Annotated in this window: 20 protein-coding genes; 15 read left to right on the top strand and 5 right to left on the bottom strand. The window is 40.8% G+C overall.

The genetic code is table 11. From position 1 onward, the window contains the following. Window positions 1-15: 15 nt before the first annotated feature. Together E4S40_RS07700 and E4S40_RS07695 are read right to left on the bottom strand one after the other, a co-directional pair. A complete protein-coding gene (locus tag E4S40_RS07700; RefSeq protein WP_135072759.1) occupies window positions 16-1,698 on the bottom strand; it encodes a DUF885 family protein in 1,683 nt (560 codons plus the stop codon). A gap of 9 nt (window positions 1,699-1,707) precedes the next feature. Beyond that, window positions 1,708-2,934, bottom strand: coding sequence for a VOC family protein (locus tag E4S40_RS07695; RefSeq protein WP_135072758.1), 1,227 nt, complete (start codon window positions 2,932-2,934; stop codon window positions 1,708-1,710). Window positions 2,935-3,138: 204 nt separating this feature from the next. Here E4S40_RS07695 and E4S40_RS07690 point away from each other — a divergent pair, with 204 nt between their 5' ends. From E4S40_RS07690 to E4S40_RS07645, 10 genes are all read left to right on the top strand, one after another. Continuing rightward, entirely contained in the window at window positions 3,139-4,026 is an 888-nt protein-coding gene (locus E4S40_RS07690) for an ABC transporter ATP-binding protein (protein ID WP_135072757.1), read from the top strand. Between the two features lie 9 nt (window positions 4,027-4,035). Further along, window positions 4,036-7,680, top strand: a complete 3,645-nt coding sequence (locus E4S40_RS07685; protein WP_135072756.1) for an ABC transporter permease/M1 family aminopeptidase — start codon at window positions 4,036-4,038, stop codon at window positions 7,678-7,680. Window positions 7,681-7,838: 158 nt separating this feature from the next. After that, window positions 7,839-8,561 carry a DUF5715 family protein gene (locus E4S40_RS07680; protein ID WP_135072755.1) on the top strand — a complete coding sequence of 241 codons (723 nt, stop codon included), beginning with the start codon at window positions 7,839-7,841 and terminating at the stop codon, window positions 8,559-8,561. Window positions 8,562-8,669: 108 nt separating this feature from the next. Beyond that, on the top strand, window positions 8,670-10,097 hold the full coding sequence (locus E4S40_RS07675; protein ID WP_135072754.1) for a M20 family peptidase: 1,428 nt from the start codon (window positions 8,670-8,672) through the stop codon (window positions 10,095-10,097). A 217-nt stretch (window positions 10,098-10,314) separates the two neighbouring features. Continuing rightward, window positions 10,315-10,896 carry an RNA polymerase sigma-70 factor gene (locus E4S40_RS07670; protein ID WP_135072753.1) on the top strand — a complete coding sequence of 194 codons (582 nt, stop codon included), beginning with the start codon at window positions 10,315-10,317 and terminating at the stop codon, window positions 10,894-10,896. Continuing rightward, on the top strand, window positions 10,893-11,867 hold the full coding sequence (locus tag E4S40_RS07665) for a FecR family protein (RefSeq protein ID WP_135072752.1): 975 nt from the start codon (window positions 10,893-10,895) through the stop codon (window positions 11,865-11,867). Before E4S40_RS07670 ends, E4S40_RS07665 begins: the two co-directional genes overlap by 4 nt. Before the next feature lie 10 nt (window positions 11,868-11,877). Next, a complete protein-coding gene (locus tag E4S40_RS07660; protein WP_135072751.1) occupies window positions 11,878-13,533 on the top strand; it encodes a peptidase associated/transthyretin-like domain-containing protein in 1,656 nt (551 codons plus the stop codon). Between the two features lie 100 nt (window positions 13,534-13,633). Then, a complete protein-coding gene (locus E4S40_RS07655; protein WP_135072750.1) occupies window positions 13,634-14,773 on the top strand; it encodes a hypothetical protein in 1,140 nt (379 codons plus the stop codon). A 20-nt stretch (window positions 14,774-14,793) separates the two neighbouring features. Continuing rightward, window positions 14,794-15,447 (top strand): GIN domain-containing protein, encoded by a 654-nt coding sequence (locus tag E4S40_RS07650; protein WP_135072749.1) that lies wholly within the window; start codon window positions 14,794-14,796, stop codon window positions 15,445-15,447. A gap of 130 nt (window positions 15,448-15,577) precedes the next feature. After that, window positions 15,578-16,621, top strand: a complete 1,044-nt coding sequence (locus E4S40_RS07645) for an SMP-30/gluconolactonase/LRE family protein (protein WP_135072748.1) — start codon at window positions 15,578-15,580, stop codon at window positions 16,619-16,621. Between the two features lies 1 nt (window position 16,622). On the opposite strand, the gene E4S40_RS07640 is transcribed toward E4S40_RS07645, so the two are convergent. Further along, on the bottom strand, window positions 16,623-17,489 hold the full coding sequence (locus E4S40_RS07640; RefSeq protein ID WP_135072747.1) for a helix-turn-helix domain-containing protein: 867 nt from the start codon (window positions 17,487-17,489) through the stop codon (window positions 16,623-16,625). 177 nt (window positions 17,490-17,666) lie between these two features. Between E4S40_RS07640 and E4S40_RS07635 the strand changes: the two genes are divergently transcribed. The 5 genes from E4S40_RS07635 (at window position 17,667) to E4S40_RS07615 (ending at window position 23,245) form a co-directional block, all read left to right on the top strand. Further along, on the top strand, window positions 17,667-18,557 hold the full coding sequence (locus tag E4S40_RS07635) for a dihydrodipicolinate synthase family protein (protein WP_135072746.1): 891 nt from the start codon (window positions 17,667-17,669) through the stop codon (window positions 18,555-18,557). Between the two features lie 120 nt (window positions 18,558-18,677). Continuing rightward, complete coding sequence (locus tag E4S40_RS07630) at window positions 18,678-20,123, top strand: aldehyde dehydrogenase (NADP(+)) (protein ID WP_135072745.1); 1,446 nt, start codon at window positions 18,678-18,680, stop codon at window positions 20,121-20,123. A 186-nt stretch (window positions 20,124-20,309) separates the two neighbouring features. Beyond that, window positions 20,310-21,314, top strand: a complete 1,005-nt coding sequence (locus E4S40_RS07625) for a 4-hydroxyproline epimerase (RefSeq protein WP_135072744.1) — start codon at window positions 20,310-20,312, stop codon at window positions 21,312-21,314. Between the two features lie 85 nt (window positions 21,315-21,399). Beyond that, window positions 21,400-22,647 (top strand): NAD(P)/FAD-dependent oxidoreductase, encoded by a 1,248-nt coding sequence (locus E4S40_RS07620; protein WP_135072743.1) that lies wholly within the window; start codon window positions 21,400-21,402, stop codon window positions 22,645-22,647. 199 nt (window positions 22,648-22,846) lie between these two features. Then, window positions 22,847-23,245 carry a DoxX family protein gene (locus E4S40_RS07615; RefSeq protein ID WP_135072742.1) on the top strand — a complete coding sequence of 133 codons (399 nt, stop codon included), beginning with the start codon at window positions 22,847-22,849 and terminating at the stop codon, window positions 23,243-23,245. On the opposite strand, the gene E4S40_RS07610 is transcribed toward E4S40_RS07615, so the two are convergent. Next, entirely contained in the window at window positions 23,242-24,102 is an 861-nt protein-coding gene (locus E4S40_RS07610) for an HIT family protein (protein WP_135072741.1), read from the bottom strand. The genes E4S40_RS07615 and E4S40_RS07610 overlap by 4 nt on opposite strands. Continuing rightward, on the bottom strand, window positions 24,086-25,036 hold the full coding sequence (locus E4S40_RS07605; RefSeq protein ID WP_202615347.1) for an HNH endonuclease domain-containing protein: 951 nt from the start codon (window positions 25,034-25,036) through the stop codon (window positions 24,086-24,088). Before E4S40_RS07605 ends, E4S40_RS07610 begins: the two co-directional genes overlap by 17 nt. Window positions 25,037-25,080 lie beyond the last annotated feature (44 nt).

Below are 25,080 nucleotides of genomic sequence, written 5' to 3'. Positions count from 1 at the left end.
ATTTTAGCGTTCAATTTAATCCAAAAACCGCCAGCTTGCCCGGTGATTTTTATCCAAAGTATTTCCGGTCACCTTTGCACGAAGTATTTCTACCGGCATGGTGTTTTGTTGCATGATCAAATCATGAAAAGCTTTTTCCTCCATTCTGCCTGATTCGACCATTTCCTGTCGCAAAGAATAAAACTCCAAAGCTCCAATCATGTAGGCAATTTGATAAAGCGGGCCATACCGTCCTTCAAAAGACCGACGAACTTCCGCCTCTGCATTGGCATACTCATGCCCCACTCGATCCACCAACAAATCAATACATTCTTGAGGCGTCATTTTCTCTAAATGATAGTTTAGGGAGAAAATAATTCGGGCACAGCGGTGCATTCTCCAGAAAAGCATTCCGACTTTGTCCTTGGCATCTCTTGGAAAATCCCTATCCCAAAGGACAAACTCCCAGTACAAAGCCCATCCTTCCGTCCAAAATGGAGTGCGGAACAATCTGCGATGCGTCATGTAACGCTGATTCATAAACTGCTGCAAATGATGTCCAGGAATCAATTCATGCTGTACGGTAGCTCTGGAAAAATGAGGATTATTCCCCCTCATGGACATCATTTTTTCTTCATGGCTCATTTCGGAAGTAGGATAGGAAATCTGTATCACCTCTCCTCCCAAAAAGAATGGACTTACCCGCTGCCGCTCTGCTGAAATCATACTGGTTCTCCAAGTTTCCTTTGCTAATTCCGGAACAGTAATCCAATCATTTTTCTCCATAATCTCAATCGCCTCATTCCCCAATCTAACCACCTCTTCCGGCCAAGCACCTGCAGGCAAATAGGTTTCCTTAACCATTTCCAAAGCTGCTTTCCAATCATCTCCAAAACCCAATTCATTGGACGCTTTGAGCATTTCCTTTTCACACCATTCAAACTGACGCTCAGCTTCTGCAATCAATTCTTCCGGACTATAGGCGATCATTTCAAAAGCCAATTGATTCAGAAGAGCTTCCCTTCCTATAGGTTTGCCAATAATCCCACTTCCATCATCTTTGACCGAATTCGTATAGTGCTCACGAAGTGCTTTGGCATATGCGCTCAGGCTAGCATTTAATTTTTTCCAGGGCTCGGGCATCCACCAGGTAAATTCGGGATCGTAATCGAAATAAAAATCATAGGCCTCTTTGACCGTCCTTTGAAGGCTTTCTACAGCAGAAGCTGCCAAATCCGCCTTTTGCCAAGAATTATATTTGGGTTTGGAGGAAAGTTCAGCCAATTGGCCATCCACTTCCTTGGCAACCATATTCCATTCCGCCGCCAAATCCTGTGATCGAGGTTGCTTAGCTCGCCTTCTGGCAACCACAAAATCATGCAAGGGTCCCCCAAAAGCGACTACCGATTTTACTTCGTCAAAAGCCCTTCGTTCAAGATTCAATTCCGCTAATTCCTTCTCTAAGTAATTTCGGAAAAGCACATAATCGATCTTGCCATCTTCGGAAAAAGAATCATAATTGAAGCTTTCAAGAGTTTGCAAATACTCTTTGTTGAATGCTTCCATTCGATTGAAGTATTCGTCAGAAAGCGGATTGGTATACAAGCGGCTTAAAGCTCCACGATCCGCCTGATAGGTTTGAATCATGTTTGCAAGCTCAGTGGCCCAAGCCAAACTCAAACAAAGGCAAAATGAAAGGGTGAGTATTAGTTTTTTCATAGCAAAAACTTATTTGAAGTAAATGGTATATAGACCCGAATCTTTGAAACTACCGGAATTGCGAGATGTATCCTTTGAAGTTAATTGTAAATATTCCTCCCAGCCTTCCGGGTTTTTCAGGCTGATTTTCAAATCCACCAACTTTTCCTCCGAAAAGGAATTCATTCCTCGGAGTCCATCAACTAACCCAAGGTAAGAATTGGAGGATAGTTTATATATTTTCGCCCAACCTTGATCAGCACTAAGCCGGAGTCCGAGCTTTTCCTCCACAAATTGCTGAGCAGGAAGCATATCTTTATAATACAGCCAAGTGATTGAACCTTTGAAAGAAAATGACTTACCCAAGGTTGTAGCTTCCTCCGCTAACTGATGCAATTCTGGAATCAATCGCTCATTTTCAGGATGCTGGTAAAAAATCTCAAATTCCAATAAGTACCCCTCCGGGTCAACCGCCACGAACCCATCATGAGGACCTCCAGGATTCCGTTTGAGAGAGTATTTTATAGGTATATTTTCCTTTTGCATGTGAGAATACCAAGTATCCAAATCATCTGTCAGCAATGCCAAAGCAACAGACTTTGGTTCAATGCCATTATAGCCCGAGCTTTTCACATCATGAAGAACCAATCGTGAATCGCCTGCGATTTGAAAAGTCACCTTACTTTCTGTCTCACTCAAAAGTTTTAACCCAAGCTTGTCTTGATAAAAAGATTTTGCTCTGGGTAAATCGCGATAGTACCAGTTCAGTTCCTGCCCCTGAATTCCAAAATCTTCCAAATCCCTGAAGTTTGAATTAGCCTCTAGTAGTTCGTTGATTTTCCATACCGGATAGCCTAAAAGGCGTCCAAACCTTCTACTCAAATCTTGTAATTCCTCAGGTTTTGCGGATTCTATTTCATTTTTCAAATCTTGATATGCCTGCAAATAAATAGGCTCCTGAAATAGAATGAGTACTTCTTTCCCATCACTTACCTCAGCAGGGAAAAGCTGTGTTTTGATTAAGTCCGATTCTCTGTAAAGCTGAATTCCATATTTTCCCGCCAACCGTTCTGCCTCAGGCATAAAAAGATCAAGCTCTGCAGGGGTCATGGGAGGTCCTAAAGCAATTGGTTTGACTCCGGCAGCTACCATTTCAGCAAAGGATTCAACTTGGCCGGATTCCCTTTCAAAACTCTTAGATTGACAAGCAGCAAAAAGCCACCCTAAAACAAAAAGAACCTGAATTTTAAATCTCATGGAATATTGAGCTTTTGAAATTGAAGATACCGAATTAAAGATTTTTCCTGAAGTCTAAGCAGCCATTCATCCAAATTATGCATCTCTTGGACAGCTAATTCAAATTTTAATTTTTCTAAGTTCCGAAAAATCAAATCGTTATATTGAGCTAGCTTATTTTATAATTCTAAATTTTATCACATAGCCTTCCTTAACAAATTTTCTATGGAACTCATCATTAACAACCTTTCCAAAACGTATCCCAATGGTGTCAAAGCATTAAATGGGGTTTCGCTTACCATCCCTCAAGGCATGTTTGGACTTTTAGGACCAAACGGTGCCGGAAAATCTACCCTCATGCGGACAATCGCCACTCTCCAAGAGGCAGACTCAGGCAGTATTCAATTAGATGGAATTGACGTCCTCCATGATAAACAGGCAGTTCGGGAACGATTGGGCTACTTACCTCAAGATTTTGGACTATATCCTCGAATCAATGCAGAGACCATGCTCGACCACATCGCCCAAATGAAAGGGATCGGCAATAAGTCAGAACGAAAAGAGGTTGTTGCTTCTCTTTTGAATCGGGTAAACCTATTTAAAGACAGAAAAAAAGCGCTTGGAACCTATTCCGGTGGAATGAGACAGCGTTTTGGAATTGCTCAAGCATTGGTGGGAAATCCAAGTTTAATTATTGTGGATGAGCCTACTGCAGGACTTGACCCTTCGGAAAGAAATCGTTTTTACAACTTACTTTCTGAAATCGGTGAAAATACCATTGTCATCCTTTCGACACATATTGTAGAAGATGTTAATACCCTATGTTCCAATATGGCCATTATCTGCACAGGAGAAGTTTTGATGCAGGGAACACCAAAAGAAGGCTTGGCTCTAGTAAATGGAAAAATCTACCAAAAAACCATCGAAAAATCAGAGTTGGATCATTATCGAAAAGACTTCCATGTCATTTCCACCAAATTGATTTCTGGAAAATTAAGCCTACGAATTGAAAGTGAATCTGATCCAGGCAACGGATTTGAACCTGCAGCAGCAGATTTGGAAGATGTATACTTCAGCTTTATTTCGAAGAAAGTAGATCCGATCACTATTTAATCGCCGGCTATGTTTAAAGACATCTTTTTATTCGAACTCAAATACCGATTCAGTCGGCCGGCTACCTGGATTTATTTCTTTCTCCTGCTATTGGTAGCCTTACTGTTGATTGGTTTTGGCAATACACCGGCATCTGAAAAAGTCTTTCACAATGCCCCAATTGTCATTGCCAACCTGCTTTTGTTGATTTCCATTTTTGGAATCTTGATCGCCTCCGCTGTTATGGGAGTGCCGTTGTATCGTGATCTAGAACATAAAACCGGAACCTTTCTTTTCAGCTATCCCATTACCAAATTCGGGTATTTTATGGGAAGGTTTTGGGGATCTTTTGTCACCCTACTATTCATTTCCCTCGGAGCTCTCTTGGGGATTTATCTAGGAAGTTTATTAGGCCCGGCATTTGGAACAGAAGCCGAGCGTTATGGTCCCAATTTATTGGTCAACTATTTCCAGCCTTGGTTTACACTTCTCTTGCCCAATTTATGGCTGGCCAGTGCTTTGTTTTTCGCGCTAATCATCTTCACCCGAAATATCCGCTCCATTTATTCCGGTGGGATTGTGGTATTTATCATTTATCTCCTTGCGAATTTCCTTTCTCAGGATATTGAAAACAAAGACTTGGTCCAGCTAATTGACCCCTTTGGACTAAACTCATTCAGTCTTCAGACCCGATACCTCACGCCTTATGAACAAAACAACTTTTTCCTTCCCTTAGAGGGGAATTTATTGCTCAATCGGATCCTTTGGGTAAGCGTTGGACTGGTTCTATTTATTGCCTCATATTTCCGATTTAGCTTTAGCTACTTCTTCCAAACTGCTCAGAAAAAGAGCAAAGCTAAGCAGGAAGAGTCCACAGGAATCGTTCAAAAAGTGATTTCAGTAATTCCAGATTTCTCCAAGAAATACCAATGGAATAGCTTGAAGACACTTACGCGAATCGAAGTCCAAAATATCACCAAGGACGTGTATTTCCGCTCCATCCTATTGGGTGGTTTGATATTCCTTGTTTTGGATTTCTGGATTGGGATGACGCTCTACAGCGTACCCAACTATCCCTCCACCTCCTTTTTGATGGAATACAAAACCTTTGATTACAATCTTTTTGTATTCATCATCATCGTGTTTTTCACGGGAGAGGCACTTCATCGAGATCAGTCCACAGGATATTCAGTCATTAATGATACTTTTCCAGTAAAGGACAGCGTGATCATCGCCTCCAAGTTTTTGGGAATGGCCTTTATCTGTTTGGTTTTGACGACTGTTCCGATTTTTGTCGGGATCCTTATTCAAAGTCTTAAAGGCTATTTCAATTTTGACCTTCCTGTCTACTTGGTTGATAGCTACCTAATATCCTTGCCAGATTACCTTCAGATGGTGATGTTGGTATTCGCTGTGCATGTGGTGGTGAACAACAAATTTGCTGGTCATGCGACTGCCATTGCCATCTGGCTGGTGATGTTGATTTTGAGAAATTTTGCTGACTACAACTTCAATCTGTTCTTCTACAGTTACAAGCCAGGGTACACTTGGAGTGACATGAATGGGTTGGGCCATTTTGGCGAGCCGCTATTTTGGTTTAATCTCTATTGGACAGCATGGGGAATATTTTTGGTGCTTTTCTTCAGTATTTTCTTCAGTCGGGGAACAGAAAGTTCCTGGAAAAGCCGTTGGCAAGTTGCTAAGTCCCGACTCTCCAAGCCTGCACCAAGACTTTCCTTCCTTTTCTTGTTGGTTGCCTTGATATCAGGAGGATATATCTTCAATAATGTAGTCTATAAAAATAATTACCGCACTCCGGATGAGGGTACGATACGAATGGTAGCTTATGAAAAGCAATTGAAAAAATATGAAGGCATCCCACAGCCAAAATATACGAAGGTGAATATTCAAGCGGATCTTTATCCGATGGAGCGTCAGGCTTATTTCCAGGCTGAAGTCGAAATGGTCAATAAAACAGACAGCCCGATTGACTCCATACATTTCAATTCCACTGACTTAAGTGACTTCAAAGTTGTTCTAAATGGAGACACCTTAAACCATCGCTTCCCTCTAGTCTATGAACCAAGCAAATTCCAGGTATTTGGAAAGAAAGCTGAACGGGAATGGTATAAAATCACAGCTCTACCGGAAACTATGATGCCCGGAGACACCCTGAATTTCACGATTATCAGTAAAGCTGGGTACAATGGATTTCCAAATTCTGGCTTTGGAAGACAAATCGTATATAACGGAACCTTCTTCTCTGGAGGAATTCCAGAAATAGGGTATAATGCACAAGCAGAAATTTCTTCGGATGAGGATAGAAGAAAGTACGATCTTCCGGAAAAGCCCGAGGACCTTCCTCCACATGATGACCCAAAAGGAAGAAGTACACTTCTTTTTGTGGATGACGCAGATTTCATTCAATTCGAAGCAGTGGTAAGTACAGTTCCTTCTCAAATTGCAGTTGCTCCAGGATACTTGCAGCGAGAATGGGAAGAAAATGGAAGACGCTATTTCCACTACATTCAGGACACGCCCATTCAGTCCTTCTTCACCTTTGTTTCAGCGGATTATGAAGTTCTTCGGGAAGAAGCCACCCTTCCGGATGGAAAGAAGGTGAACATCGAAATCTTCTACGATGAGCAGCATCCTTACAACTTGGATCGGTTCTTACAGGCTTATAAGGATGGTTTGACCTATTTCTCAGAAACCTACGGGGACTTCCAGTTTAGACAAATGCGACTGCTTGAGTTCCCACGATATGCAGGCTTTGCGCAGTCCTTCCCGAATACGGTTCCCTTTTCGGAAAGCTTTGGCTGGGTGGCCAAATTCAGCGATCCGAATGATTTTGACTATGTGTATTATGTAACAGCCCATGAACTCGCCCATCAGTGGTGGGGGCATCAGATTACCCCGAATTATACCCGTGGATCCAATTTGATTTCGGAAGCCTTGGCTGAATTTTCCGCCCTGATTTTGACCGAAAGGAGGTATGGAAAAGACAATATGAAACGTTTTCTGAAGGATGAATTAGATCGTTACCTATCCGGTAGGGCGAACGAATCCAAAAAGGAAAACACCTTTATTAATTGTAATCGCGCATATCAGTGGTACTATAAGGGAAGTTTGATTTTATATGGCCTTCGGGATTTGATAGGAGCTCATGCCATGGACTCTGCCCTCCATTCCTTTAATCAGGAATTTGGCCTTCGGGAAAGTCCTCCTTTCCCTGGGAGCTCGGATCTTTATCGACATCTTCAATCAGTTACTCCTGATAGCATTCAGTATTATTTGGATGATACTTGGAACAAAATCACACTGTATGACAATCGAGCTGAAGAGGTAAAAGCAACAAAAGTATCCGATGATGAGTATGAAATCACGCTAAATATCCGGTCTCAAAAACTCTACGCTGACGAAACGGGTAAAGAATCTGAAGCTCAGTATGAAGGCGATTACATTGATATCGGAGTATTTGCCGATGAGGATACAGACGAAAATGGACGAACCCGAGTGAATCCTTTGTACATCCAAAAACACAAGATCAAACCTGGTCAAAGCACCATCACCGTAAGGGTGAAAGGCGAGCCTGTCATGGCTGGAATTGACCCATATAATAAACTGATCGACCGAATACCGGATGACAACACGATTGATGTAGAAATAGAATAATATAAACTGGCCCTGTCTCAACAAGCAGGGCCATTTTTTTGAAAAGCTTAATTTGCAATAAAGCAGGAATCAGAACCGTTCAAAAATTAAAATTTGGCTCAATTACCCTCATTTCTTACCTTCAAATATCATCTTGATAAAGTGCAATTCTACTTCTCATGAAGAAAACCTCCCTGTTCTTCGTAATTCTTTTTATTACACTTTTCTCATTAGGCACCCTTGCTATGGTCACTTACCCGACCACACTCAAAAAGCAACTCACCGAAACTTATACAAGCCTTATAGGTGATCCAAGTTCCGACAAAGAGCAGCAACCCTTAGAGATACCCGAACCGGAGGAAATCCTTATCATACCTGACCTAAAGGAGTACAAAGCCCAACTACGTAAAGATTCCTATTCCGATCACCTTTCCGCTGCAGAGTTAAGCGGTGCACTTATTTTGGACGAAAAGCAACTTTTCCAACTCGTGGAAAATGGAGCTTTAGTGGAAATCAATTCAGGAATAGGCTATCAGGTCGAAAAACTTACTCACAGCCATCCCTATCTCACTCCTGAATCAAAAAAAGTTCTGGAGGAGCTAGGTCAGACTTTTCAGAACTTAGTCGGTGGAGAAAGCTTCTTCACAATCTCCTCAGGTACGCGCACTATCGAGCAGCAAAAGAAACTGAGCCGTAGAAATCGAAATGCAACCAAAGGAACTAGTTCTCACTCTTATGGACTTTCTTTTGATATTTCCTACATCCGATTTAATGGCAAAAAGGCCTTCAACTGGAAGATGCAAAAGCAATTGGAGAAAGTGCTCAGTCACTTCCAAAAAGAAAATAAAATCTTCGTGATCAAGGAACGAAAGCAGAACTGCTTTCATATCACCGTTCGCTGAAAATCATTTATTAACCTTAGCCTGATTTAAATCACTCCTACAGAACCTATTGTCAAATCTTTTTTGATTACTTTCATTTGTTAGATTTCCCTGGCAAACTCATCACCTATGAAGAAATTAATCTTTGCTTTGCTCATTGCTCTTGTAGTGATTGTAGCCATTTTATTGATCAACACCTTTCGATTAAGCTCCAAGCAAGTTGATCCTGAACCCATTGAAAGAGTAACCATTTCCGATGAGGTTTATCAAAACCTTTCAAAGGCTATCCAATACAAAACCATTTCCTTCAATGAGGATGCAATTCCTGATTCTGCAGAGTTTTTTGGATTTCACCGATTTTTGGAGGAAACATTTCCCCTACTCCATGCAAACCTGAGTTTAGAAAAAATCAACACCTACAGTCTGTTGTACAAATGGCAAGGGTCCGATGAATCTCTAAAACCCATCATTCTCATGTCTCATCAGGATGTGGTTCCTGTGGACGAACCTACCTTGAATCAATGGGAAGCAGGTCCATTTGAAGGAAAAATCACCGATACGCATATCATCGGCAGAGGGACAATGGATGATAAAAGCACCTTGATTGCAGTGATGGAAGCGATCGAAAAACTCCTTGAAGAAAATTATCAGCCTGCCAGAACGATCTACATTGCTTCAGGTCATGATGAAGAAGTGGGAGGTCCAAAGGGTGCTGCCAAAATCGCCGAATACCTCAAGTCACAGGGTGTTCAGGCTGCGATGACTATAGACGAAGGCGGTTATATTGCCGAAGGAATGGTTCCCGGTGTGGAAGCTCCCGTAGCCATGATTAATTTGGGAGAAAAGGGTTTTGCATCCTTCCGATTAATTGTGCGAACAAATGGAGGTCACAGTTCTGCACCTCCCAAGGAGAACACCATCGGTATCCTTGCAAAATCCATTGTGGATTTGGAAAATAACCAATTGCCCTACAAGCTAATTCCTCCAATTGATTCACAATTGGAATACCTTGGCCCCGAACTTCCCTTCCTGACCCGAGTAGCTTTTGCAAACCCTTGGCTCTTCAAGAAACAGCTTTTGGAAGGACTAAATGCGCATACAACCACAGCCCCTACCATCATTGAAGGAGGAGTGAAAAATAATGTAATTCCTACCGTAGCTGAAGCGACCATCAACTTCCGAATACTTCCCGGAGAAAGCATAGAGTCTGTGCAGGCTCATATTGAAAGCATCGTATCAGACAAAGTACAGGTAGAACCCGTAGGCTTTTTAACAAACCCTCCAGCTGTATCTAGCGCCGATTCAGAATCTTACAAAATCCTTGAGAAAACCATCAGAAGCATGTTCCCTGAGACAGTTGTGGTACCGGGACTATTGGGAGGCGCAACTGATTCTCGCTATTTCATTGATATTTCGGATGATGTTTACCGCTTCTATCCTGTTCGGCTTGATCCGAAATCTATGGAACGATTCCATGGGATTGATGAAAAAATCAGCAAGGAGAATTACAAGGAAATCATTCAGTTTAGCTACCAACTGATCAAGAACTTTAATTAATGCAAAGGAATTTAGGCTCCTTAATTCCTGTCTTTTTGTCAAACTCAGTTTGAAGGAGCTTGATTTCTAGAATTTTGAGTTTTAGCATTTTGAATTCAGAATTCCTGGATTAAGCTTCTTCTACAATTCTTTAATTTCTAGATAGGGGTAAAAGCGATTTCACTTGTCCTATTAATAAATCCCCTTATGTGTTAAATTGAAGGAATAATTCATTTCCATGCAGAACATAGATCAGGAGATTTTTAATTCTATCAAACTTGGTGACGAGAAAGTTCTGGAAATGCTGTTTCATGAATATTACCAACCACTTTGCCAATATGCTTTTTCCTTACTAAACGACCGTGAGGAGGCAGAGGAAGTAGTTCAGAATTCCTTTGTTCGAATCTGGGAAAAGCGTGAAGAAATCACAATTCAGACTTCTGCCAAAGCCTATTTATATCGCGTAGTTCGAAATTCCTGTTTGAATGAAATAAAACACCAAAAGGTGAAAAATCAACATCAAGAATGGAGCAAAATGGACAGCGCGGGATTTGAGTTGGCTTCTGATTCTATGGCTATTCGAGGTGAACTAGAACAGAAAATCAAAGAGGCCATGCAGAAATTACCTGAACAGTGCCGCTTGATTTTTTCTTTGAGTCGATTTGAAGAATTGAAATACAAGGAAATCGCTGATCAGCTCAATATTTCCATCAAAACAGTGGAAAACCAAATGGGTAAGGCTTTGAAAATTATGCGTGAAGAACTCAAGGAATACCTTCCGCTAATCCTTTTGCTATTGAAAAATTTTCTTGATCCATGAGCGAAAAAGAAGAATTTGACATAGAGACCCTAATCGCAAAATTCATTACGGATGAATGCAATCAATCTGAAATTGAACAGCTTGAAAAGTGGCGTTCACAATCCGAGGAAAATGAAAAATATGTAGCTGACGCTCTGAAAATTTTTCAGCGGGCAAAATTTGCTGTTAATGAAAAATTTGACTCCAAAGAAGCATGGAAAAAAGTCTCAGCAAGAATAGATTCCAAACCAAAGGGAGGAACTGCATTCATTGGCTTCTGGAAAGCAGCAGCAGGTTTAATCCTGATAGCAGCCCTTTCTTATCTTTTCTTTCAGAGTTTGGGTTCAAAAGAAGAATTCAACTTTACAAGTGAAACAGAAGTACAAATACATACCCTTCCAGATCAGACAATTCTTGCATTAAACCGTGAATCGGTTTCTAAAGTAACCTATAACGAACGCAAGAACACTGGAGTCATTGAACTAAGTGGAGAAGCCTTGATATCCATTCCTGAGGACAAAAAGGTAAACTGGCAAGTGAAAGTGGAAGAGCTAGTTATTGAGGACATAGGAACAGAATTCAATGTGAAAGCCTATCCCCAAAGCTCCGAAGTCGAAGTTTCTGTTCTTTCTGGGGAAGTTCACATTTACAAAATAGATACAGATGGAATAAACATCTCTGCCGGGGAAAAAGCTAGTTATAATAAAACTACCGGAGAATTCCAGCTAGATGTGGCGGACCGGAATGTCGCTGCATATCAATCAAAAGTTTTCTCCTATGAGAATCAGACGCTCGAAAATATAGTAACTCAATTAAGCGAGGTCTACCAAACAGCAATTTTTTTGGAAGGGGATATCGGCAATTGCACATTGACCGTGAATTTTGAAAATGAGGAATTGGAGGAGGTTATTTCCATCATTGCCGAAACTTTGGGATTGGAAATAAGGCAAACGGAAGAGGGAATCACACTTTCAGGTGAGGGATGCTTTTAGAATGTAATCGATGAGAAAAATCCTTTTTTATATATCCACCTTTCTTCTTTTCAGCTTCAATATTCATTCTGAAGAAAATCGTCTTTTAGAAAAGGAAATAAGTATCAAAGTAGAAAATGAGCGTTTGGATGACTTTCTAAATCGACTTTCACAGGAGGTTGGAGGATTTTTTTCTTATAGTCCTTCAGCCATCGATATAAGCCAAAGAATTACTGGGGATTTTACAGATAAATCCTGCAGAGAGATTCTTGAAACAGTCTTCCAGGGAAAAATTAAATACAAGCAAAAAGGGAATTATATCATTCTTTCGCCCGCCCCTGCTCCTGAAAAAGAAATTACGATTAGCGGATACCTCGTTGATGAAAGTTCAGGAGAAAGAATACGAAACGCTACAGTTTATGACCCCATCACGCTCAAATCCTCTACGACTGATGAGTTTGGGTTCTTCGAAATTGCTTTAAAAAATCCCACAGGCGAAGATTTTGAATTGATCATCAATCAGGAGAGATATACTGATACACTTCTGGTGGATCAAAAACGGTCTTCATTTAAACGGATTTTTCTGAGGAAAGAGACTGCCGAGACGCTTACAAAACCAATGAAGGATTTTCTGCAATGGGCTAAAGAATCGATTGGGGTCAAAAACAGTAAAAACGTAAGAGATACTCTTTCTAGAAATTTCCAGTTTTCTATACTGCCTTTCTTGGGAACAAATCATAAACTTTCAGGAAGTGTAGTAAATGATTATTCCATCAATCTATTCGGAGGCTACTCCGCCGGAACCAATAAATTCGAGCTTGGAGGACTTTTTAATTTAGATCGGGGTCAGGTCAGTGGAGTTCAAATAGCAGGGCTCATAAATCAGGTGGGTGGATCAGTAAAAGGTTTTCAAATTGCAGGATTAGCAAATGTAAACTTAGATTCATTATCGGGATTTCAGGGTGCAGGTCTTACCAATTTTACGCTTCGAGATGTCAAGGGAGTTCAAGCTTCGCCATTATTGAATATTTCCGGAGGAAGTATAAATGGCTTTCAGGCCTCTGCTTTAGCAAACTATACCCACAAACATGTCAAAGGAGTTCAGGCTGGCATCCTAGGAAATATAGCAGGAGGATATGTGGAAGGATTTCAATTTGGCCTTTTCAATTATGCTGATAGTGTCAATGGAGCTTCTATTGGTTTATTGAGTTTTGTAAGAAAAGGGTATCATACCATCGAAATTGGCGCAGATGAAATTTACCCGATTAATATTGGTTTGCGGACGGGAACAAGAGGGTTTTACAATATCCTTTCTGCAGGAATCCGACCTGAAAAAGCTGATTCTACAACATGGTCATTTGGATATGGAATAGGCACCTCGCCAAGGCTAGGGAAAAAGACCTATCTCAATTTTGAATTGAACACATCCCAAATGAATAAAGGGAAAGTGCTTGCCACGAATCTCATAAACCGTATTTATCTGGGAATAGACTATCAATTAGCCAAAGGAGTAGGCATTTACGGAGGACCTTCTTTCAATATTCGGATTTTTGATACCAGTTTTGATGATCACCCAGAAACATTTGCTTACTTCAATCCACGAGTTTTTGGTCGAAAAAGCATTGAAAACCTGAATCTGGGACAGGAAATTTGGTGGGGATTTAGAGCTGGAATTCGCTTTTTTTAGGCTTTAAACAAACATTTCAAACTTTTTTCAAAAAATTTATATCTCTCATAGGGGTTAGGGCTTCTTCGCTTGTCATATAGGCGAAAACAAACCTAAACCAATGAAAAATTTAAAATTGATTATTGCTGGAATCTTTCTTTTCGCCTTGAATCCCCTTCAAGCCCAAACAGAAAAGGAAGAAAATTCTAAAGTGTACTTCCACCAAGATTTCCAGATTTCATTTGTCCCTTTTGTCGGTACCAATGGAATAAACTCAGGGATTACCATCAATGACTACTCTATCAATGTATTAGGAGGATTTTCTGCCGGTACCAATAAGTTGGAATTGGCTGGACTATTCAATATCAATCGGAGCGATGTGAGTTATGCCCAGTTTGCAGGTGTTTTTAACCAAGTAAATGGTAAGGTGAAAGGAGCTCAATTCGCAGGAGTAATCAACTCAAACTTGGATTCCGTTGATGGCTTTCAAGCAGCAGGTGTAACAAATTTCACTACCGGGTCGGTAAAGGGAGCTCAACTTGCAGGGGTTATCAATTTCACCACAAAAAGTGTAGAAGGGTTTCAAGGAGCTGGAGTGATGAACTTTGCCGTTGGAAGCTTGAAAGGAACCCAACTTGCTGGAGTAAGCAACTTTTCAATCGGCGATGTGAATGGTACACAGGTCAGTGGTGTCCTCAATTTTGCCAGAAAGGTAAACGGAGCACAAATCGCCCTTTTTAACTATGCTGACAGTATTGCTGGAGTTCCCATCGGGTTGATAAGCGTAGTGAAATCCGGCTACCATACGCTGGAGCTAAGTACAAATGAAGTTATGCCTTTCAATATGGCATGGCGAACAGGTGTTAGGCCTTTTTACAATATCCTTTTTGCAGGTATACGACCAGAAATTGAGAATGAAGTGACTTGGTCATTTGGATATGGTATTGGAACCTCTCCAAGACTGGGAAAGAAGACTTACCTGAATATCGAAGCCACCTCAGAGCAAGTAAGTAAGGGAGAGGTGATTGACCTAAACTTGATCAATAGATTTTATTTAGGTTTTGAATATCAAATCAGTTCTAAAATTGCTGTTTTCGGTGGACCTACTATGAACTTCCGAGTATTTGAAACAGGCATCGAAAACCATCCCAAACTCTTTGCTTATGGAGATCCAAAAATCCGTCATGAAAGAACTTATGATAATGGAAATATAGGCAGTCAATTCTGGTATGGAATGAAAGCCGGTATCCGATTCTTTTAAAAAACTAAACCCCAAAAACTATGAAAAACTACATCTTAAAAACCAGCATTTTCCTTATCAGCTTTTCCATGCTGATGGGATGCGATTTGACCAATCATTTCTCAGGATCTGAGGATCTCGTCACTATCGAAAGAGATCTAGATTCCTTCCAAAATATTATCGCAGGAGAAAACATAACAGTGAAAATCACACAGGGTCCAATTCAGCAGATTTTGGCGACTACCAATACAAATATGACTGAAAACCTAATCACAAAAGTAGAAGACAATACGCTTAAAATCTCCCTGAAGAATGGTTCTTACAAAAACTCCACTTTCATCTTGGATATTCAGGTTCCGGATTTAAAAAAGCTCAAGTTAAAAGATGCTGCAGAAGGCGAATTGTCTATGATATCTGAAGTACTAAATCTAGAAATGCAGGACGCATCAAAACTCACCTTAAATGGCAATGCCAATACTCTCAATATCGAAATTTCAGATGCAGGTAAAGTATTTGGCTTTGGCTTCCTGGCAAATACAGTAAACGTTGGATTAAAAGATGCATCAAAGCTTGAAATAACTGTTGTAGATATTTTGCAAGGAAAAGCTACCGATGCTTCCAAAATTATGTATAGAGGCAATCCTATAATCGAAATAAGCACTACAGATGCCGCAAAAGTGATCAACGAGAATTAGTACCTCTAACTAAAGGAAACCAGAATCAAGAAGGCGTGAAAAATTTCACGCCTTCTCGCTTTTTCTCAACCTCTATTAATCTCGAAAAACAGAAAAAAGTATATTGTCTTTTAGTATACTATCCGACCCTATGAAGAAAATCGCACTCTATTTCCTAATCCTGATTTTTGGATTGATTGCATTTATTTTCCACACTTTTTCCTCCACAGGATATTTTCGAGATATCGAACCTAAACATGATTTTGGGGAAATTTTCCAAACCATTAACCTTCCGGGAGTGGAAGACATGGCTTTGGCTAAAAAGGACAGTTTTTTGATTTTATCCGTAGACGATAGAGCCAAACGACGGGCCGGAGAAGATGGCTTGCATGGGCTTTTTTTGTTGGATTTGAGGCAGACTCCTTTTGAAACCAAGGAAATTTCGGTTCCGGAAAATCTGACACTTTATCCTCATGGAATCAGTCTTATTGAAATAGGCCCTAGCCAATACCAACTGGCAGTTATCAACCATGTGGATGGAAAGCATTCTATAGAATTTTTCAGGATTCAGGATGGAAACGTACAATTCGATCGAACACTTCAGGATCCGCTACTCATCTCTCCCAATGATTTGGTTTTGGTAGGAAAAGACAAATTCTATTATTCCAATGATCATGGAAATACATCAAAATTGGGAGTATTTGCAGAAAACTATTTGGGTGTGGCAGCTGCCAATGTGGGTTATTTTGATGGAGAAAATTTCCGAATTGTGGCGGAAGATTTAGCCTATCCCAATGGACTTGTTCCTGACCAATCCGGTGAAAAATTATTTGTAGCCTCCTCCCGAGGATTCCTAATTCGAGTGTATGACATTCAAGAAAATGGTGATTTGGTCAAGGTGGAGGATATTTCGATAGGAAGCGGTATTGATAATTTAGAAATCGATGAATCAGGAGCAATTTGGACAGGTGCACACCCTGATTTGATGACCTTCTCGGCCTATGCTTCAGGGAAAAAGGAATTTGCTCCTTCCGAGATTTTGAAAATTTCTTACAGCAAGGGACAATCCCAAGTAGAATCAGTTTGGCTCGATGATGGAAAAACCCTTTCTGCCACCTCTGTCGCTATTCCATTTGGAGACTATTTGTTTTTGGGGAATGTCATGGACTCGAAGTTTTTGATCCTAAAAAAGTGAGCTAAGAATTGAGCTTTCTCCATTCTTTGGGTGTGATTCCGGCAATTTTCTTAAAGCCCCGATTGAAATAAGAAAGGTTTTCAAATCCGACCTGATAAGCGATCTCCGCAATTCCCAGGTCAGATTCTCGAAGGAGCTTTTGAGCTTCATTAATCCGAAGTTCCAAAAGGTATTGGGTAAAGGTCTTTCGGGTTCGGAGTTTAAAAAACCGACAAAAAGCCTCCTTGGACAGATTAGCAACTGCTGCTACTTCCTCCAAAGCGATTTTTTCAAAGCGTTTTTCCAGCAGGAATTGCATGACCTGATTCATCCTCGAACCGTCCCGCTCGGTAAATCCCCTACTCAAAACCGATCGGTTTAGGGAGACCAATTCTTCTCCCGCTCGATCAAGAATTGCCAATAAGCGAAAAGCCGATTGAAATCTATCAAGTCCTTTTAGCATTGAAAATCGCTGCATTTCTTGCTTAATCTCCTCCTGAGGGATTCCCTTTACTTGAAAACAGCCTCCTGAGAAATCCCGAAAGTGATTCAAACCTTCCAAATCCTCCAATTCACCCAAAATTTGAATCGCCTCAAAGTCAAAAAAAATCGTATTCCCAGCTACCTGCAAGGAGCTTTCCTCTTCAAAATATTCCGAATCACTTCGAAAAACATGAGGAGCATTTTCTCCTAAAAAAAACACATCTCCGGGCTGAAAGCGACCTACATAATCGCCGCTTAGGAACTGCCCCTTCCCTTCCAAAATAACTGTCAATTGCAATTGCGGATGCTGATGCAATTTGTCATAAAAGTGCTTTCCTCTATCCTCCTGATAGCGAACAAACTCCTTTTTCGACTTGGGAACCTGAAAGGAAATTACTTTAGCCATTTGATAAAAATGGTATCAAATTATTTCAATTCAAAGCCTAATCTTTTTGATATTGTCAAAATAGTATCACAATACATTAATTCTGTAAAAGAATTCCGGAGTCCTAGAAAGTACCTTTGATGGAAATTATTTATTCATCCAACCCACAGGCTTTTCTGTGAAAAAATCAAAAACATCATGAATTGGAAAGGCGTATTCCCGGCTGTCACTACCAAATTTCACCCAGATGGAAGTTTGGATATGGACCTATTTTTCAAAAACCTGGACTTTCAATTAGAGTCAGGAGTCCATGGAATTATTCTAGGGGGCACCTTGGGAGAAAGCTCTGTTTTATCTCAGGAAGAGAAAATCACCCTGACCCGAGAAACGGTAAAACATATCAATGGAAAAGTACCTGTCATCCTCAATATTGCTGAGGGAGCTACTCAAGATGCGGTATTTTGGGCAAAAAAAGCAGAGGAATTGGGAGCTTCCGGCTTGATGATTTTGCCTCCTATGCGCTATGCCGCTGATGCCCGGGAAGTGGTGACTTACTTTAAGGCTGTAGCAAATTCCACGAGTCTGCCCATGATGATTTACAATAATCCGGTAGACTACAAGACTTTGGTAACCGTAGACATGTTTGCCGAATTGGCGGAATGCCCGAATATTCAAGCCATCAAGGAATCTACACGTGATATTTCCAATGTCACCCGCATGATCAATCGATTTGGGGATCGATTCCAAATTCTCTGTGGAGTAGACACTTTGGCCATGGAAGAATTGCTGATGGGGGCTGTTGGTTGGGTCGCAGGATTGGTCTGTGCATTTCCAAAGGAAACTGTAGCCATCTATAATTTAGTCCAAGAAGGTAAAATCGAAGAAGCTCGGGAAATCTACCGTTGGTTTTTACCACTTTTGGAATTGGACATTCATCCGAAATTGGTTCAGTACATTAAACTGGCTGAACATCACTGTGGAATCGGTTCAGAATATGTCCGCGCCCCGAGATTGACTTTGATTGGGGAAGAGCGAGAAAGAATTGAGAAAATCATTTTGGATGGGATCAAAAATCGGCCGTTATTATAAGATTGAAATACGGTGGAAATACAATTGAAAAAAATCCCGCAAGCGGGATGAAATATTTCTCTGAGCGAAGCGAAGAGTATTTCCATGTATTTCTATAGTATTTCCAAAAATTAATAAACCATGAACCTAGACAACCTTTTCAACGCTGCCCAAGAAGCTTTTCTTTTCTATAAAAATGTCTCAGGACAGGAAAAGGGAGCTTTTCTGGAGAAGCTTGCAGATACACTTGAATCAAATCGCGAAGAAATCGTCTCTCTCGCTGTCATAGAATCCAATTTGCCTGAAGGAAGAATCAACGGGGAATTGGGACGCACAGTCGGCCAAATCCGTCTTTTTGCAAAAGTCGTCAAAGAAGGTTCTTGGATAGAAGCAACCATCGACCCTGCTATGCCGGATAGAACTCCCCTACCGCGGGCCGATATCCGACGAATGCTAACTCCTTTAGGGCCTGTAGTTGTTTTTGGTGCAAGTAATTTTCCTTTGGCATTTTCCACAGCAGGTGGAGACACCATTTCAGCCCTTGCTGCAGGCTGCCCGGTAATTTACAAGGCCCACCCTGCTCATCCCAAGACCTCTCAAAAAGTTGCCGAGTGCATTCATGAAGCGATTTTGAAAACCAATATGCCTTCTGCTCTTTTCACCCATGTGGAGGGAGGAATTCCGGAAGGTCAGGCTTTAGTGAAGCATCCTTTGGCGAAAGCGGTAGCCTTTACCGGTTCCCATGCAGGTGGAAAGGCATTATTCGACTTAGCTAATCAACGGGAGGAACCTATACCAGTCTATGCAGAAATGGGATCGGTGAATCCGATTTTCTGCTTTTCAAAAAAGCTTCAAAATGAAAATGATGTCCTCGCAAAAGCTTTTGTTGCGTCTTTGACTTTGGGAGTGGGACAATTTTGCACCAATCCAGGGCTAATCTTTGTACCCAAATCTCAAGCGAAGGCTTTTGAAAAAGCCATTGCCGACGAATTGAATGATATTGCTTCGGCTCCCATGCTGCACCCTGGAATTGCAGAAGCCTATTACAATTCCATTCAATACCTCCAATCACGCGAGGAATTGCGTTGGGTGAAAGTTGCGGATGCCCAGCATCTCATCAACGGAAGTACCGCTTTAGCAGAGATCAAAGCAAGCGATTGGCTACAAGATACCGTCTTCCAAAAAGAAGTTTTCGGAGCCTTTGCGATGATGGTGGTGTATGAAAATGAGGATGAACTAATCGAAATTGCCAAGCATCTTCATGGACAGTTGACAGTGACGATTTGGGCGGAACAGGAAGAACTTCAAGATCAATTATTCCTATTGAATCTCCTCGAAGAGAAATGCGGCAGACTTTTATTCAAGGGGGTTCCTACCGGAGTGGAAGTGGGTTATGCCATGCAGCACGGAGGCCCTTATCCTTCTACCACGAACGCTAGAAGTACTTCTGTGGGTGTTTATGCCATCAAGCGCTTTGCCCGCCCCATCGCTTTCCAAGATATGCCGCAGGAATTACTTCCTGATGCCTTGAAAGACGGAAATCCTTTGGGGATTTGGAGAATGGTGGATGGAGAATTTGAAAAATAAGATATTTTTAAAGATATGCTTCGCAAGATATGGCCGAAAAATTCGGCCTAGATAACATTGAATCTCTATGCTTTCTTGTCCGCTTTAGCGGACATATCTTTCATATCTGCGCAGCTATCTTCTTGATAAAAAAACTTGATCTCAACTTTATTTCATCAAACATAAGATCCCCCAAACCTACAATAAATGTCATCCCGCCACACCTTCTCTTGCATCGATGCCCATACCTGCGGTAATCCTGTCCGGGTAGTTTCCGGAGGAGTTCCCTTTTTGAAGGGGAATACAATGCTCGAAAAACGACAGTATTTTCTGGAGCATTATGACTGGATTCGAACAGGACTGATGTTCGAACCTCGAGGTCATGATATGATGTCGGGTTCTATGCTATTTCCTCCACACGATCCGGAAAATGATTTTGCAATCCTCTTTATAGAAACTTCGGGTTGTCTCCCAATGTGCGGACATGGCACGATCGGCACAATTACGATTGCCATTGAAGAGGGATTGATCTATCCCAAAACCCAAGGCTTCTTGCGAATGGAAGCTCCGGCAGGATTGGTTTTGGTAGAATACAAGCAGGAAGGAAAAAAGGTGAAGTCTGTCAAATTAACCAATGTCAAAAGCTATTTGGCAGCTGAAAACCTTGAAATCGAGATCGAGGAGCTCGGAAAACTCACTGTTGATGTGGCTTATGGAGGCAACTTCTATTGCATTGTGGATCCACAGGAAAACTTTCCAGGATTGGAGCATTTTAAAGCCGAGCAATTGATCAGCATGGCTAGAAACCTTCGGAGCAAAATGAATGAAATCTATGATTTTGTTCATCCAGAATACGAAAAAATCCGAGGCCTCTCCCATGTGATGTGGACTGGAAAAACCTTGGATGAAAACAGCACGGCCCGAAATGCGGTATTCTACGGAGACAAGGCTATTGATCGCTCTCCTTGTGGCACCGGTACTTCAGCACGCATGGCACAGTGGTTTGCCAAAGGCTGGCTGAAGCCGGGAGATGAATTTATTCATGAAAGCTTTATCGGTTCAAAATTCATTGGGAGAATTGAGGAAGTCACAGAAATCGCAGGAAAGCCAGCTATCATTCCAAGTATTGAAGGCTGGGCAAAAGTCTATGGCTACAACACCATCATCTTAGACGATGATGATCCCTATGTACACGGATTTCAAGTTATTTAATTGTACAAAGTTAAAAGTACCAAGTACAAAGACCTTTAAGGTTTAGCTTCTTGGTACTTTGTACCTAGTACTTAGTACAAGTTATATGAAACCTACCATCATCATCGGCGGAGGCATCGTCGGATTGTTTTCTGCCTATTTTCTTCAAAAAGAAGGAATCGAAGTTGTAGTTGTAGATCGGACGGATTTGAAGGACAATTGCTCCACGGGCAATGCGGGTATGATTGTTCCCAGCCATATCATTCCCCTCGCTGCTCCAGGAATGGTAGCCAAAGGGATTTCTTGGATGTTTTCTTCCAAAAGCCCTTTCTATATCCATCCCCGATTCGATTATAAATTACTGCAGTGGAGTCTGCTTTTTTTTAAATCTGCCAATCAGAAACAGGTAGAAAAAGCCATCCCCTACCTCAAAACCATCAGCCTACTTTCCAAATCTCTCTATCTTCAATTCCGAGATGAGCATACAGAAGCAAGCTTAGCCTTTCAGGAAAAGGGGCTGATGATGCTTTATCAAACAGAAGCGGTGGAAAAGGAGGAAGTGGAATTTGCCCATTTGGCGAGAAAATATGGTTTGGAAGCAGAAATCCTAAGTCCTGCCGATATCCAAAAAGTAGAACCTAATTTGGAGGTGAATGCTAGAGGAGCAGTACTTTTTCCAGGTGATGCCCATTTGGACCCCGGTGCGCTTTATAGCTTTTTGAAAAGTTATTTGGAAGAAAAAGGCGTTCAATTCCTTACTGAAACACAGGTTTTTGGTTTTGAGAAAAAGAACGGGAAAGTAGAGGCCGTACTAACTGACAAAGGAAAGTTGGAGGCAGAAAAGGTCCTACTATGCGGAGGTTCTTGGTCGGGAGAATTAGCAAAAATGCTCGGATTCTCTCTACCCATGATGGGTGGAAAAGGCTACTCTTTTTTACAGGAAAATAGGCCCGAAATCAAACAAGCTACCATTTTGACGGAGAGAAAAGTCGCCGTCAGTCCCTATGGAAATCAGATTCGCTTTGGAGGCACACTGGAAATTGCAGGCACCAACCAAAAAATCGATATGAAACGCGTGCAGGGGATTTTTGAATCCATCAATCGCTACTACCCTACTTTCCAAGCCAAATTCCCCAAGCAGGAAGACATTTGGAAGGGATTGCGTCCCTGCTCGCCTGACGGACTTCCCTACATCGGCTACGCTCCCGGCTATTCCAATGTCTTAGTGGGAAGCGGCCATTCCATGATGGGAATTTCCATGGCCCCGGCCACGGGTAAGCTATTATCAGAACTTCATCAGCAAAAAGAAACAGCGATGGAATTGGCTGGGTTTAAAGTAGGTAGATTTAACTGATGAGCATTTTTTTTCATTAATAGAAACCGATCTGAGCTTATCTGTGACTTTTTCTGTGTATATCTGTGGGAATACAAGTCAAGACAAAAAAGCCTTAAGCCAATCATCCTAAGTAATTTAAAGCCAATAAAATTTAACTTCTGTCTTTGGACACTCGTTCTATTTTTGAATTACTCAACCAACTAACCCTTTTAATCTTATGCGTGAAACCATCGAAAAAAGCCTCGTCCTATTAATTATTCGCCTAGGTGCAGGAGCTATGATAATGACTCACGGTATCCCAAAAATTGGTCGTCTGATGGCGGATGAAGTGAAATTTGCTGACCCATTTGGTTTGGGACCTACAGTTTCTTTGGCCTTAGCTACCTTCGCGGAGGTAGTTTGTGCGGCATTGGTCATCATTGGATTTAAGGTTCGCCTAGCTACCATCCCTCTTATGATTACCATGCTCACTGCGGCTTTCTATGCGCATTGGGATGATCCCTTTTCAAGAAAAGAACTGCCACTGATGTTTTTCCTAACCTTCTTAGGCTTGGCAGTATTTGGAGGTGGAAAATTTTCGATTGATGGGGCGATTTCCTCAAGAAGAACGATTTAATAATCCTTTTTATCTGGGATTACGCCTCTAATTCCACCTCTAGGATTTTCTACATCTCCAGAATATCGGGGAATTAGATGGATGTGCACGTGAGAAACTGTTTGTCCAGCTTTTTCCCCAATATTGATCCCTACATTATATCCATCAGGTTTAAAGCGTTTTTGAAGGTTCTTTTTCACCTCATTGAGCATAAAGATGCAAGAAGATTGCTCTTTAAAACTCAAGTCAAAATAATTGGAGACATGCCTTTTAGGAATTATTAAAGAATGACCTGGGCTGACTGGGTACTTATCAAAAATTGAAAAGGTTTGTGCAGATTCAAGGATTAATTCAAATTCTGAACTTGGATTACAAAAAGGACAATCGGAGCCTTTGGTTTTTACTTGATTGAAATGCTGGTATTCGTAAATCTCACAATTATCATTTTTGAAAATTGATCTGAAAGGAAGAAAAACATTTGTTTGGTAAGTAGGCTTTTGGTGGATTTTGTGGGTACGAAATCCCTCATAAACCAAATCTCGCCGAACAGCAAAGTACGCTTTTCCAGAAGGCTTAAGTAATGCCGAAATCTCCATTAACACCAAGGATTGTTCCTCAGGTATCAAGACATTCAACACATAAAAGCAGATAATTGTATCAAATCTCTTTTCAGGATAGTTAGGTTGATAATGTTTATCATATCCTTCAATTGAAAAACCATGGTTTGATAAAATTTCAACGTCTTTCCCAAAACCGCATCCAAAATCCAAAATTTCACCCTTTAGTAAATCTCTTTCCTTTACTATTCTGGCGGGAAATGACAGCGATGTCCGCTCTTTCGCTGTTAGGTGAGAAAAAGAATTAGATTTTTGGCTCATAATATTCAAATCCATTGTTATGAGCTATAGTAATTAAAGGCTCTATTGTTTCTTTAAATCTATTTTTTGGTAAACCAGAGTACTGAAAACTCTCGATAGATGGGAAAATTGACAAATAGTCTTCAATAAATTTTGTACTTGGATTTCTCTTGATGACGATTTCAAGCGCTCTTTTTTGAATTTCAAAAAAGGAATCAAAATACTGATTTAGTCGTGGAAGTTTATCGCTTTTAGATGCATTAATTGATGAATGTGCTGGTACCAGATTCCAGTTCAAATCATGAGAAACAAAGTTGTAGGGTATAAAATGATCTAATACATAGTTTTTAGATGTAAGATTTTCGCCAGAATAAATGCATTTCTGTTCTTTGACTTCATCAAAATAAAAATTCCAGAAATCCTTCTTTTGCCTATTAAGAGATGCCCGATTTATTGGTTTGATAAGCTTATTTGGGATGTCGGGTACATTTGGATTCTGTTTTTGCAAAAACAAACTCAAATTCCAAAAGCAAAAATCCTTTAAAATTGCTGCGTTTTTTAAAAAGTACCCAAGCCATTCAGTATTTATCTCAACAAAATCGGAGTCTAAAAAATAAGGAACTCTTCTTTTTGAATCTCGGGAATTGAGATAAATCTGGCTTTTGCTCATTTTTGGAAACCATGGGGATAGAAACCAGTGAGGAACTTGATTATCAAAATGCGAAAGAACAGATATTGAACCATGATCACTAAAAGAAAGAATTCTTTCCCAAACTCGAGTCCTTCCTAGGTCAATGGGAATACCTTTCTTCTGATGAAAATAGGATATTGCCTCTTGAATTTTATCTTGTTTTCCGAAAGAGACTTTGAAATAGTTTACAGTATACCATGCATTTGCAAGCATTCGAGCAAAAATCTTTCGCTTTTCAATTTTTAAACCTTCTTCCTCAAGCAATTGAATCAAAGAAAGAAACCAATAAAACTTATAGGTTGCTGATG

Source organism: Algoriphagus kandeliae, from assembly GCF_004571135.1.
Lineage (GTDB): Bacteria > Bacteroidota > Bacteroidia > Cytophagales > Cyclobacteriaceae > Algoriphagus > Algoriphagus kandeliae.
Note: the sequence above shows the minus strand (reverse complement) of the source record. Positions and strands in the feature narration are given on the sequence as shown.